General features: G+C 46.2%; 10 protein-coding genes. 9 read left to right on the top strand and 1 reads right to left on the bottom strand.

Features of this window, described 5'->3' with window-relative positions; translation table 11 throughout:
• Window positions 1-44: 44 nt before the first annotated feature.
• Genes rsuA through J4N39_RS08545 form a run of 3 tightly spaced genes read left to right on the top strand, consistent with a single transcriptional unit; the run spans window position 45 to window position 2,640 of the window.
• Window positions 45-743, top strand: coding sequence for a 16S rRNA pseudouridine(516) synthase RsuA (gene rsuA, locus J4N39_RS08555; RefSeq protein ID WP_252018072.1), 699 nt, complete (start codon window positions 45-47; stop codon window positions 741-743).
• Window positions 744-778: 35 nt separating this feature from the next.
• Window positions 779-1,969, top strand: a complete 1,191-nt coding sequence (locus J4N39_RS08550; protein WP_252018070.1) for a Bcr/CflA family multidrug efflux MFS transporter — start codon at window positions 779-781, stop codon at window positions 1,967-1,969.
• Window positions 1,969-2,640 (top strand): DUF2913 family protein, encoded by a 672-nt coding sequence (locus J4N39_RS08545; RefSeq protein ID WP_252018068.1) that lies wholly within the window; start codon window positions 1,969-1,971, stop codon window positions 2,638-2,640. Before J4N39_RS08550 ends, J4N39_RS08545 begins: the two co-directional genes overlap by 1 nt.
• An 11-nt stretch (window positions 2,641-2,651) precedes the next feature.
• Here J4N39_RS08545 and J4N39_RS08540 read toward each other — a convergent pair whose 3' ends face one another.
• On the bottom strand, window positions 2,652-4,091 hold the full coding sequence (locus J4N39_RS08540; protein ID WP_503062196.1) for a DUF2867 domain-containing protein: 1,440 nt from the start codon (window positions 4,089-4,091) through the stop codon (window positions 2,652-2,654).
• A 195-nt stretch (window positions 4,092-4,286) separates the two neighbouring features.
• Here J4N39_RS08540 and J4N39_RS08535 point away from each other — a divergent pair, with 195 nt between their 5' ends.
• The 6 genes from J4N39_RS08535 to psrA all read left to right on the top strand — a co-directional run bounded on the left by J4N39_RS08535 (window position 4,287) and on the right by psrA (window position 12,627).
• Window positions 4,287-5,669 carry an MATE family efflux transporter gene (locus J4N39_RS08535; RefSeq protein ID WP_252018066.1) on the top strand — a complete coding sequence of 461 codons (1,383 nt, stop codon included), beginning with the start codon at window positions 4,287-4,289 and terminating at the stop codon, window positions 5,667-5,669.
• A gap of 124 nt (window positions 5,670-5,793) precedes the next feature.
• On the top strand, window positions 5,794-6,465 hold the full coding sequence (locus J4N39_RS08530) for an ABC transporter ATP-binding protein (protein WP_252018063.1): 672 nt from the start codon (window positions 5,794-5,796) through the stop codon (window positions 6,463-6,465).
• A complete protein-coding gene (locus J4N39_RS08525; protein WP_252018061.1) occupies window positions 6,446-8,899 on the top strand; it encodes an ABC transporter permease in 2,454 nt (817 codons plus the stop codon). Before J4N39_RS08530 ends, J4N39_RS08525 begins: the two co-directional genes overlap by 20 nt.
• Window positions 8,900-10,012, top strand: a complete 1,113-nt coding sequence (locus J4N39_RS08520) for a lipocalin-like domain-containing protein (protein WP_252018059.1) — start codon at window positions 8,900-8,902, stop codon at window positions 10,010-10,012.
• 431 nt (window positions 10,013-10,443) lie between these two features.
• Window positions 10,444-11,610, top strand: coding sequence for a Na+/H+ antiporter NhaA (gene nhaA / locus J4N39_RS08515; protein WP_252018057.1), 1,167 nt, complete (start codon window positions 10,444-10,446; stop codon window positions 11,608-11,610).
• Window positions 11,611-12,000: 390 nt separating this feature from the next.
• Window positions 12,001-12,627, top strand: coding sequence for a TetR family transcriptional repressor PsrA (gene psrA / locus J4N39_RS08510; RefSeq protein ID WP_503062174.1), 627 nt, complete (start codon window positions 12,001-12,003; stop codon window positions 12,625-12,627).
• Window positions 12,628-12,634: the final 7 nt, after the last annotated feature.

Raw genomic sequence — 12,634 nt, 5'->3', positions numbered from 1 at the left:
TTAAACCGGAACCCGTAAGTTCCAATATCAGCATTGAGGTATAGATGCGATTAGACAAATTCCTTTGCGATGCTTTAGGCGCAACCCGTAAAGAAGCTACCAAAATTATAAAAAGCGGCGAAGTGACCGTTGATGGCGTAATGCAAAAAAGTGGTGCTTTTAAAGTCTCGAAAGAGATGAGTGTGGAGTGGCAAGATCGTGAAGTAATGCGTCAAGGCCCTAAGTACATCATGCTGTTTAAGCCAGATGGCTTTGTCTGCTCGCATGAAGATGGCTTTAATCACACCGCTTTTGTATTGCTCGACGAAGTAAAAATGGAGAACCTTCATTTTGCCGGTCGCCTAGATGTAGATACCACGGGTTTGGTGCTTATCACCGATGATGGTAAATGGTCTCACCGCATTACCTCACCTAAACATAAATGTGAGAAAACTTACCGTGTATGGCTAGCAGACCCTGTGCAGCCAGATTACGTTGAAAAGTTTGAGCAAGGCATTGAACTGCGTAATGAAAAAGAGCCAACGCTGCCAGCTAAGCTAGAAGTGATTGAAGAAGACCAAGTGCTGCTGACTATCACCGAAGGCAAGTACCATCAGGTGAAACGTATGTTTGCAGCACTAGGTAATAAAGTTGAAGCGCTTCATCGAGAACGTATTGGCGCCATTGAATTAGATGAAGACCTAGAGCCTGGTGAATACCGCTATCTGACTCAGGAAGAGATTGACTCTGTTTGGGGAAAATAATCTAGTCCTCCCCCTTTTCGTATACTAGGAGCCTTATGCCTTCACAACAAAGCAACCAACTTGGCTGGTTGCTCTTTTTCGTCCTTGGTGCAATCGGTGCGTTAACCCCGCTTGCCATCGATATGTATTTGCCTGCAATGCCTGCGATCGCAAAAGATCTTGGGGTTGAAGCGGGTGATGTGCAGATCACCTTGACCATGTACACCGCAGGTTTTGCTGTGGGTCAGTTACTGCATGGGCCACTGTCTGACAGCTATGGTCGAAAACCGATATTGATCATTGGAACGGCGCTATTTGCGTTGGCGGCGATGGTTAGCGCAACCACCAGTGGTATTGATGCACTGACCTATGTGCGTTTTGCCCAAGGTTTTGCTGGAGCAGCCGCCGCTGTGGTGATCCAAGCCGTAGTGCGAGACATGTTCGATAAAGAAGATTTCGCCCGAACCATGTCGTTCATCACCTTGGTTATGACTGTTGCTCCATTGGTTGCTCCAATGATAGGTGGACATCTGGCGATTTGGTTTGGCTGGCGTTCCATTTTCTGGGTGTTGGCAATCTTTGCGGCCATCGTCATTGCCGCAGTGATTTGGAAGATCCCTGAAACGCTCAAAGTCGAAAACCGTCAACCTCTGCACGTGCGTTCTACATTTAGGAATTACGCAAGGTTGATCTGCAACCCTGTAGCAATGGGGCTAATATTGTCAGGCGCATTCTCTTTTTCAGGTATGTTCGCCTTTCTCACGGCTGGCTCTTTTGTCTACATAGAACTGTTTGGCGTGAGTCCTGATCAATTTGGCTATCTGTTTGGCTTGAATGTCATCTGCTTGATCATCATGACCACCATCAATGGTCGTATTGTGAAGAAGATGGGCTCACATTGGATGCTAAAGTTTGGCTTGTCGATTCAGGGGCTAGCAGGGGTTGGCTTACTTGTTGGCTGGTGGTTTGACTTAGGTTTATGGGGAATTGTGCCATTTGTGATGATGTTTGTCGGCACGATTTCAACCATAGGCAGTAACAGTATGGGGCTACTATTAAGTGGTTATCCGCAAATGGCGGGTACGGCGTCTTCACTTGCGGGCACCCTAAGATTTGGTACTGGCTCTGTAGTTGGAGTGATTGTCGCTTCCTTCCCAAGCACCAGTGAGGCTCCGATGGTTCTGACGATGACCGCATGTGCGGTGTTGTCTGCATTGTTTTATTTATTATTAGGTAAGAAAGCGTAATGGCGATGTACCACCAAGAAATTCAAAAATTAGCAAACTGTGCACTCGAGGAAATGCGCGCAGAACACGCTACAGGGAAGTTGGTCAACGCACCCGTAAGTAACAACCACTTCTTAGTGCGTTGGGTGACAAAAGCACTAAAAACACAACGTTTTGACCGCTGTGTTGGCGACGATTTAACTCGTTGGCAAAAACAAGGCCGCAGTAAGGGAAATCAGGCGGGTATTGAGCGAGTATTTAGCGATATCTCAGCCATGTATGGAAAACTGCTCCCTGCAGACACGCAGCACAAAGAGATCTGGGATAAAGACATTAATGACTTTATCGATGCGATGGAAGCCAAGGGGTGGGGCGTTTGCACTGAATATGATCTCAGCGAGAAAATTCAGCTATTTACCGATGGTGAAAACTCTTTTGCGCTGTGCAACACTCAATGTGATGACTGCTTTGAAACTACCGAAGGCGATGAGCTAGAACCACTAGTAAAACCAATGAGTTGGTTCGTTCGCGGCCATCACGCTGAGTTTGTTCGTTTAGCCACCGAAGCGGGTTTTCTGCTACATAAGGTGACGGACTATAAGTCTAAGGTTAAATATCACGGGGAATACTTGATCTACCCGAAGAATCACGGTCCAAGTCTGGCTGAGATCCCAATCGGCTATCAAGCCTAATCAGAGCGGGGCTATAATTGCTCCGCTTTCGTTACGATTGCCCGCACCATGCCTTTAAAAATAAACAGATGCGCGGGCATCATGGCAAACCAGTAAAGTAAGCCTCGAAATCCTTGAGGGTGCCACCAAGCGTTCACTTCAATTTGCCGAGTGTTGTCTCCAAGCTCTTTTATGGTGAACTCTAAGCGACCTAACCCCGGCCCTTTCATACCAAACAGTAGTGAGAAAAATCGCTCTTCTTCACTGACGATCACTTTCCACGAATCGATATAATCACCGACTTCTAATTGTCGGCCTCTTGGCCTGCGACGAATGGGCTTTCCTCCACCAAACAACAGATCTAGCCACTCTCGAGTACGCCATAAACCGTTTGCAAAAAAGTAGCCTTCATCTTTACTGCCTAACTTAGTGATCACTTGCCACAAGGCTTGAGCAGACGCATTGGTGGTAGCACTAGCGCCAGTTTGTTTGGGATAGTAACCAAATCCCGGTTGCCAGCGGTTAAGTGCCAGCGGCTCAAACCCCCATACTTGACTGCGAACAAACTCACCTTCTTGGTCAAGCGTGGCTTTCACCATATCTGAGTAGCTGATTAAAGTTTGCGGGTAAGCTGAACGGATCGCTTGAGCATCAGCAATGTAGTCATGCTCGATACCAGCAAGTAGCGCACCACCGATGGATGCATCTACGGATGTGACCACACCAAGCCACCTTGATGCGAGTGATGGGGTTAACAATGAGGTTTTCCAAATAGGACGCTTCTTGCCAGCAAAATGCATGATGGTCGCAAATTGCTCTTGATAGGTAAGAACGTCGGGGCCACCAACTTGGAAGCGCCGATTTTGTTTGGGAGTTTCTTTAACCAGCGAGAGTAAATAATGGTTGAGATTATCTAAAGCGATAGGATTAGCTTTAGATTGAATGGAACTTGGTGCGGCGATGATAGGAAGGTTGTAAACAAAGTCCCGCATGATTTCAAAAGCGGCTGATCCCGGCCCTATAACGACACCCGCTCTCAATTCGGTAATGGGTATTCCAGTTGACCATAAAATCTCACCAGTCCGCTTACGTGCTTCTAAGTGTTCAGAGCGGCCAGAGGTTGGTTGAAGCGCACTCATGTATATAACATGCTTTACGCAGGATTTGGTGACGCTGTCACTGAAATTTTGTGCTAACGCCAGTTCATACTCAATAAAGTCATGCCCATGCGCCATGCCATGGACGAGGAAAAATACACTGTCTATTTTCTCTAGTGCGATATCAATCGAATCTTTATCAATTAAATCTAGGTAATCGATGGTGAGATTAGGGTGCTGTGGTACTCGCATTTTCAAATGGTCAATATGACGTGACACCGCACGAACACAGTAACCTTGCTCAAGCAACAGAGGGATCAACTGAGAGCCGATGTAACCAGAAGCTCCAAGAACGAGTACATTTTGTATTGGCATAAGAGGTTTTTTTAATCAGACAGTTATAGAAGATTAAAACAGTGACTGATATGATTCTAGATTCATTTCTATGATTTTTCGTGAATTTCTATATCAATTGTCGATAGCTGACCTCTTGGCCACTCAGTTAAGTGGCATTCATCGGTTGATCTCGCTGAGTTGATAGAATTTTCCTTGCCTGTGAATGAGGATTCTATGTATCAAACACTCTCATTAATCCGCCAACATACGGACACCAGTTACGTTCGTAAGCTATTTGCCATAGCTCTGCCTATTGCTTTGCAAAGTATGCTGTTTTCCAGCCGAGGTTTGGTCGATGTTTTAATGCTAGGCCAGCTCGGTGAATCCGAGATTGCGGCCATTGGTATCGCAAGTCGTGCCATGTTTGTCACTACGATTATGTTGGTGGGTGTGACCACAGGCGGTGCTTTGCTTACGGCACAATACTGGGGGGCAGGCAATCGCAAAGGAGTAACAGAAAGCACCGCATTGACTTGGGTGATGTCGATGTTGGTTGCGCTGTTTACCGTGTTGGTGTTTTGGCTGTTTCCAACTCAGATTATGCAAGTGGCAACCGATTCTGAGCAGATTGTTGCCTTGGGTAAAGACTACATAGTAATTACAGCGCTAGGCATGCTTAACGTGGCGTGTGTTGCCAGTATGGCGGTGGGACTTCGTGCTGTTCATCAGCCTGGGTTAAGTACCTTCTTTAGTGCTATCGGAATCGGGTCTAACGTTATTTTGAACTGGATGCTGATATTTGGTCATTGGGGCGCACCTAAAATGGGTATTCAAGGGGCGGCTTGGGCGACACTAATTAGCGGTTGGATAGAAGTGGCTTGCTTGTTTATCTATCTCTACGCCAAACAGCACTTATTAGCGTTCCGTCTCGGTGATCTCGTGGCGACTTTCCGTCTCGACCGAATCTCTCGATTCGTGAAGCTCTCGCTACCAACAACTTTGAACTTTCTTGCGTGGGCTGGTGGACTATTTGCTTATCACGCCATCATGGGGCAAACCGGTGTTCAAGGCTTAGCCGCACTGTCGGTCATGACACCAGTAGAGTCTATTTCTCTGGCCTTTTTAATCGGCTTATCAAATGCCGCTGCAGTATTGGTAGGAAATCAGCTCGGGGCAAAAGAGTATGACTCTGTGTACTACCGAGCGTACGGCATTATCGTCATTAACGTGGTGATTGGCTTGGTCATGGCCGCAGTGCTATATGCAAGTCAGTTTTACATTCTTCAAGCCTTTCCTGCACTTACCGATGAAACTCGAGAACTGTCCAATAAATTCATGTTGATATTGAGCTTGGGAATTGTGCTGCGCTCAGTGCCAATGACGGCGATTGTCGGCGTGTTAAGGGCTGGCGGCGACGTGAAGTTTTGCCTTTACCAAGACCTATTTGCCCAGTGGGTGGTGGGTATTCCTGTGGCAGCACTGGCGGCGATTGGTTTTGGTGCTGCTCCGGAGTTTGTTTATCTGTTATTTCTCACCGAAGAAGTGATTAAATGGGTCGGTTCACTTTATCGAATGAAAAGCAAAAAGTGGATGAACAATCTTATAGAAGGCTCATGAAATTTTTACATTTCCGGTGAAACCTTGTGCATATAGTGTGATCTGTATTTCAAATTGCTTCCTAGACACAAGGTTTTAGTGTAGATTTCAGTACCAGTTTTTATAAGTGGATATTAGTTGACGCATGTTACGCCTTAAAGATCTCTGTAAAGGTTATATGGATGGTGGAGAGTTCCATCCAGTATTGCAGGGCGCCGAACTAGAGCTTCAGCAAGGCCAGCAACTGGCTTTGATGGGCGAGAGTGGTTCAGGCAAAAGTACCTTGCTTAATCTGATCGCAGGGATTGATAGCGTCGATACCGGTGAGATCATCTACCCGCAATTTAATATGCACTTGGCTACTGAATCCGCTCGTACGGCCTATCGCCGCAATAATATTGGCCACATCTTCCAGCAGTTCAATCTTTTGCCAACCTTGAATATTGCCGACAACATTCGCTTCTGTCGCCAGCTTAAAGGCATGGCAGAAGACCGTGGATTATGGCGTCAGATCTTGTCGGCACTCGACCTTATGCCGTTGCTTGGGCGCTACCCTGAAGAGGTGTCTGGTGGTCAGCAGCAACGCGCAGCCATCGCTCGTGCACTCTACATGGAACCTAAGCTGCTTTTGGCCGATGAGCCGACAGGTAGCTTAGATGAGCGCAACGCAGAAGCGGTAATGCGTCTGTTAACCACTTTGACTAAACAGCTTGATTGCACCTTATTACTAGTGACACACAGTGAAAAGGTTGCCCAACACATGCAGGGCAGTATCCGTCTTCAGGGAGGGCAGCTGCATGTTATGGCCCGTAGTTAAGGCACTACTCGGGCACTATCGGCGTCATCCTCTACAAATCCTTCTCGTCTGGTTGGGTTTAACGTTAGGGGTTTCCTTACTTGTTGGTGTGTTGGCGATCAATCACCACGCTAAAGTCAGTTACGCATCGGGTGAGAAGCTATTTTCTAACCCGCTTCCCTATCGTATTCGTCCAATCGAAACGACCAATAAAATTCCGCAGGGTTTCTATATTCAGCTGAGGCGAGAAGGCTTTTCTCAGTGCCAGCCGTTTGATAGCTATCGTGTTCGCACCAAAGATGACCAAGAGCTAACGATTACTGGTATCGATCCAGTGGCGATGCTTGCGGTCTATCATGGCTCATCAATCAAAGATATCCAGATCTTAAAACTTAAAGAGCCACCGTTTCCTCTCATGATCAGCCAAGATTTGGCCGATTACGTTGGGCTTAAAGACGGTGACTTTATTACTCTGCACAATCGTCAGCGTTTAGGTCCGCTCATCATTGATGAAAACAATATGCTGACTGGCACCCGAGTCATCGCAGATATTGCGCTACTTCGTCAACTCAATAGACCATCAGGCTTCGATGTATTGGCGTGTGGAGAAATGCCAGAGCAGAAATTGGAAAAGCTAAAGGCGATGTTGCCTAATGGTATGAAGCTGTCTCAAAACACCCATGCGGAGCTTGATTCACTTACCTTAGCTTTTCATACCAATCTTGCTGCTATGGGCATGCTGGCATTTTTTGTTGGTCTGTTTATTTTCTATCAAGCCATGTCTTTGTCATTTATTCAGCGTCAACCATTGGTGGGAACCTTGCGTCAGATAGGGGTTTCGATGCCACAATTAGTGATTGCACTCTTAGCGGAATTGGTGGCATGGATTCTAATTTCTTGGTTGTGTGGTAACGGCATTGGCTTCCTGCTCGCTAATGAGCTGCTTCCTTCGGTCTCTGCAAGTCTGGCTGACATTTATGACGCTAGAGTCGGGCTAAGCCTTGATTGGGACTGGGAGTGGAGCCGACAAAGTCTATTGATTGCTATCTTGGGAACTCTGCTCGCTTGTAGTTTCCCTTTGATCCGCCTGATTCGTACCCAACCGATTCGTTTATCTTCTCGTCTCTCTTTGGTGCGCTTTGCAGGTACTGAGTTCTCTTGGCAAGCGGGATTGGCGTGCGTCTTTGTGGTTGCTGCCGTTGCGGTATCTCAAGCAGAGCAAGACCAACAAACAGGTTATGCCTTGCTTGGCCTGACGCTGATAAGCATTGGCTTGATGATGCCATTCTTTGTTTGGAAACTATTTAACGCGCTATCGTTCACTTTGCCTTGGGTCAAAGCCCGTTGGTTCTTTGCCGATTGCGCTGCAAGCCTAAGCTATCGTGGTGTGGCATCGATGGCATTTATGTTAGCACTTGCGACCAACATCGGTGTAGAAACCATGGTCGGCAGTTTTAGAGAAACTACGGACAAGTGGCTAGCGCAGCGATTGGCGGCGGATATCTATGTAACACCCCCCAATCATATCGCTGCTCGCATTGGCAGCTGGCTTAGCGATCAACCTGAGGTTGAAGATGTTTGGTGGCGCTGGGAGAAAGAAGTTCCGAGTAAACGTGGCACACTTCAAGTGGTCAGTATTGGGGAATCAGAAGGGGAGCTAGCCGCATTAACCGTCAAGCTCGCAATACCTGATTATTGGTTCCATTTGCATCATTCTAAAGGGGTGATGGTCAGTGAGTCGATGGCACTGAAAATGGGGATCCGCACAGGGGATTATGTAGAACTCCCTCGTCCAATGTCAGGCAACTGGCAAGTGGTTGGCGTCTACTATGATTATGGAAATCCTTACAACCAGGTACTGATGTCGCACCGAAATTGGTTGCATAGCTTTGCGGGCCAAGGAGAGGTTGGTTTAGGTGTGAGCCTCCATAGCGAGGCAACTTCGACTGCATTGCTGCGTCGATTCAATCAGATGTTCCGGATGCCACAAGAGCGGATCCAAGATAACCATATTATTCATAAGCAGGCGATGAAGGTGTTTGATAGAACCTTCAGCATTGCGGCAACCCTTGGCAACATCACTTTGGTTATTGCAGTGATTGGACTGTTCTTCTCAACTCTAGCAGGTGAAGTATCGCGCCAGCGTCAGCTCGCACTGATGCGTTGTTTGGGCATGTCAGCCAAAGAGCTAGTGGTTCTAGGCGGTGTTCAGCTATTTGTATTGGGCTTGTGCTCAGCACTGGTTGCTATTCCTTTGGGGATCTTCATTGCTGATCTGATGATTGATGTGGTGCTTAAACAGTCATTTGGCTGGACGATGCAATTGCAAGTGATCCCTTGGTATTACGCAGAGACTTTCTTCTGGTCTTTTGGCGCACTATTGATAGCTGGGGCACTGCCCGTGTTAGGAATGATGAAGCGAACCCCAATCAAATCGTTGAGGGATGCCTTGTAAATGACTCGTTTATTAAGCTCTAAGTTCATTCAAATCGTCCTTGTCATCGCTATCTTGATGGGGATAGCGACAGTGTTTTACGACTCCTTTTTTGGGGAGGTAGAGTCTGAAGACAACAATCAAGTCAATCGAGTGTTGTTGGGCAGTGTAAGTGCCAAATTTAAAAAGGTCTCCCCAGATGATGCCGTGATCTTGCCACAAGACTTTCGCTTTCATCCAGAGTACCAACATGAGTGGTGGCACTATTTTGCCAACGTGAAAGATAAGCAAGGCCAGCGTTATGGTGTGCAGTGGAGCTTTTTCCGTGTGGCGACAGACGATAGAAAGGCCGTAGCTTGGGAAAACCCGCAGCTATATATTTCTCACATGGTTGTCACCAGTGAGCAGCAAGTCTGGAAGCAACAGCGCTTAGCGCGTGGTGGAATTGGTCAGGCAGGCATGACGCTGGCCCCATTTAAAATCTGGATTGATGATTGGCATTGGAAGTCGCTTGGCCGTACCCCTTTCCCAGGGCGCTTGGACTTAGATACCGACCAGTTCTCAGTTCAACTGGCTAACTACGCTGCTGGTCCATTTGTATTAAATGGCGATGCAGGTTACCTACAAAAACACCCTGAAGTCGCTTCCTATTCGGTGAGCGCTCCTTTCATCCGAGCTAAAGGCGCTTTGCTGTTAGACGGTGAAATGAAAGAAGTAGAAGGCCTTGCTTGGCTGACTAAAGAGTGGGGTACAGGTTTGTTGGCGGAAGACCACCAAGGGTGGGACTATTTCGCCATTCGTCTTGATAAGCAGCAAACCTTGATGGTGAATCACTACCGTCATGCTGATGGCACAACAAGTGTTTTTGGCACATTAGCTAACAAGAAAGGCGATGTCATAATTCTCGATGAGAATGACGTTAGCGCCACCAGCGCAATGAAGCAGTCATTGCAGAGTGGTCGTAAGCTGCCTTTAAAATGGCGAATCAGGGTTCCTGAGCACGCAATTGATATTGAAATCACACCTGCAAGACGTGAACAATGGTTACCATTTGCGATCCCGTATTGGGAAGGCCCAGTGAATACTGTGGGCACTCATAAAGCGACCGGACTAATGCAACTGACAGGATATTAAGCAACAAATTGCCGGTAATAAATGGTTGCAAAAAACAAGGTGATCTTCGCTCAGCGAGATCACCTTTTTTTATTTCTCTTCACCTTGAACGTTGATTTATTAACAATTTCGCGCCTAATATTTATACATCGATGCAATGAATTGTGGGCCTTGCCCCTTTATTTTGTAAGTGATGCGAGCAATTAGAAATCCTGTGATGGCACCAAATACAAGGATAAACTTGGCTAAAGTTTAATTTGTTTCGGGATTTTCGAATGTGTATGAAAGCATTTCTGAAACATTTAGGCTATTCCTGTTGTTTTGGCCTTATTTGTAGGTTTTTCCGATGTATTGGATCCATACAAGCGATTTTTCCTTGTAACACCAAACGGCTAGAATTTTCGTCATGGTCTGTTAAATCTATTAACAATTAACAACAGTAAGGCGATATCATGAGTGATGTCATTAAAGACTTTTTTAAAATGGAATCTGCAGGGGGCATCATCCTAGTAATTGCAGCGGCGATTGCAATGATGGTAGCAAACTCACCTTTATACGGTACGTATGATTCTATTCTTCATTCCTATGTAGCAGGTATGTCCGTTGCTCACTGGATCAACGACGGCCTGATGGCGGTATTCTTTCTTCTTATCGGCTTAGAGGTTAAACGCGAGCTTCTAGAAGGTGCCTTGAAATCAAAAGAAACGGCTATCTTCCCTGCGATTGCGGCGGTAGGTGGTATGCTTGCGCCTGCACTAGTTTACGTACTATTCAACAGTGGTAACCCAGATGCGTTGCAAGGTTGGGCAATTCCAGCAGCAACAGACATTGCATTTGCTTTGGGTATCATGGCGCTACTTGGTAAGCGTGTACCGGTAAGCTTGAAGGTATTTTTGCTAGCACTAGCTATTATCGATGACCTAGGCGTTGTTGTAATTATCGCTCTGTTCTACAGCGGTGAACTATCGACTACAGCATTACTTGCCGGCTTTATAGCAACTGCTGTGCTGTTCATTATGAACATGAAGCACGTGACTAAGCTGCGATGGTATATGATTGTTGGTGCTATCTTGTGGTTCAGTGTATTGAAATCTGGTGTCCATGCTACCTTGGCTGGCGTAGTTATCGGCTTTGCTATTCCACTGAAAGGCAACAAAGGTGAACACTCTCCACTGAAACACATGGAGCATGCACTTCACCCATACGTTGCTTTCTTGATTCTGCCTATCTTTGCTTTTGCAAATGCAGGTATCTCACTAGAAGGTATTTCACTGAGCAGCCTAACTAGCATGTTGCCACTAGGTATCGCATTGGGTCTACTGGTTGGTAAGCCGCTAGGTATCTTTAGCTTCAGCTGGGTTGCTGTGAAGATGGGGGTTGCAAAACTGCCAGAGGGCATTAACTTCAAGCATATTTTTGCAGTATCCGTATTGTGTGGTATCGGCTTTACCATGTCGATCTTCATCTCTTCGCTAGCCTTCACTGGTGCAAGCGCTGAGTTTGATACGCTAGCAAGACTCGGCATCCTAATGGGCTCGACAACCGCAGCAGTGCTTGGTTACGCACTACTAAGTATGTCGCTTCCTAAGAAAGCTGTAGAAGCTGCTAAAGTTTCCTAAACAATACAGAATTGAAAAACCGCCTTCGGGCGGTTTTTTAGTGCCTGTTAGGTAGGGTGGGTTGACCTAGACACAATGGTTTAACACATAAAAAAAGCCCAAACCAATCTTGGTTTGGGCGGATACATAACAGGAGTTAAATAAGAAAAAAGCAGCGTCTGTAGCAAGAGTCTCAACACTGTCAGACGGCCGTATGACACAAAAGTCTCTCTTGGCTACATTGTTTATGACTCACCATTTTCCAAACAGTTCCGATCTTTTTTAAATTTTTTTCTTTTCAACTATTTCAATCACCTGTTTAACAAGATACAAAGATGTGATGTTGCGCTCTTGTTAATTGAGTGTTGCGCGTGTATATTTTCAAACAGTTGTTTAATACGGATGATTAAAATGACAGGTCGAGTGAAGACAAAAGACAAAATTCTAGATGTAGCTGAAGCGTTGTTCGCCGAGCATGGATTTAACGACACTTCGCTTCGAGCCATTACAAGCAAAGCTAACGTTAACCTAGCTTCAGTTAACTACCACTTTGGTGACAAGAAGACTCTAGTGCGAGCGGTAATCGACCGTTATTTAGAGGTGTTTATGCCTGCCTTACAAGATCAGCTAGAAAACTTGAACTTAAGTGACGAATACACCATGGAGGATGTGTTTATTACCATTAAGCAGCCTCTGTTGGATTTAAATGATGTTCGCCCGGAAGGCACAAGTCGTTTCATGTCTCTTTTGGGTCGAGGATACACAGATGTGCAAGGTCACTTGCGCTGGTTTATCACCGAGCGCTACGGCCATGTGCTGAAACTGTTTACTAATTCAGTAAGTAAAGCCAACCCTGATTTGTCCCCTGAAACGCTATTTTGGCGTCTTCACTTCACATTAGGGACTTGTGTTTTTACTACTGCATCGAGTCAGGCACTGGCTGAAATCGCTTATAACGATTTTGGTCAAAAGGTCTATTCAGAAGTGATCATTGATGAATTGCTTCCGTATCTTGCTGCTGGTGTCGCGGCCAAATAATTTAATA

Source organism: Vibrio sp. SCSIO 43136, assembly GCF_023716565.1.
GTDB lineage: Bacteria > Pseudomonadota > Gammaproteobacteria > Enterobacterales > Vibrionaceae > Vibrio.
Note: the sequence above shows the minus strand (reverse complement) of the source record. Positions and strands in the feature narration are given on the sequence as shown.

Coding starts and splice junctions, on each gene's coding strand:
- J4N39_RS08525 (WP_252018061.1), top strand. CDS start 6,446: ATGTTATGGCCCGTAGTTAAGGCACTACTCGGGCACTATCGGCGTCAT.
- J4N39_RS08550 (WP_252018070.1), top strand. CDS start 779: ATGCCTTCACAACAAAGCAACCAACTTGGCTGGTTGCTCTTTTTCGTC.
- J4N39_RS08520 (WP_252018059.1), top strand. CDS start 8,900: ATGACTCGTTTATTAAGCTCTAAGTTCATTCAAATCGTCCTTGTCATC.
- J4N39_RS08535 (WP_252018066.1), top strand. CDS start 4,287: ATGTATCAAACACTCTCATTAATCCGCCAACATACGGACACCAGTTAC.
- nhaA (WP_252018057.1), top strand. CDS start 10,444: ATGAGTGATGTCATTAAAGACTTTTTTAAAATGGAATCTGCAGGGGGC.
- psrA (WP_503062174.1), top strand. CDS start 12,001: ATGACAGGTCGAGTGAAGACAAAAGACAAAATTCTAGATGTAGCTGAA.
- rsuA (WP_252018072.1), top strand. CDS start 45: ATGCGATTAGACAAATTCCTTTGCGATGCTTTAGGCGCAACCCGTAAA.
- J4N39_RS08540 (WP_503062196.1), bottom strand. CDS start 4,091: ATGCCAATACAAAATGTACTCGTTCTTGGAGCTTCTGGTTACATCGGC.
- J4N39_RS08545 (WP_252018068.1), top strand. CDS start 1,969: ATGGCGATGTACCACCAAGAAATTCAAAAATTAGCAAACTGTGCACTC.
- J4N39_RS08530 (WP_252018063.1), top strand. CDS start 5,794: ATGTTACGCCTTAAAGATCTCTGTAAAGGTTATATGGATGGTGGAGAG.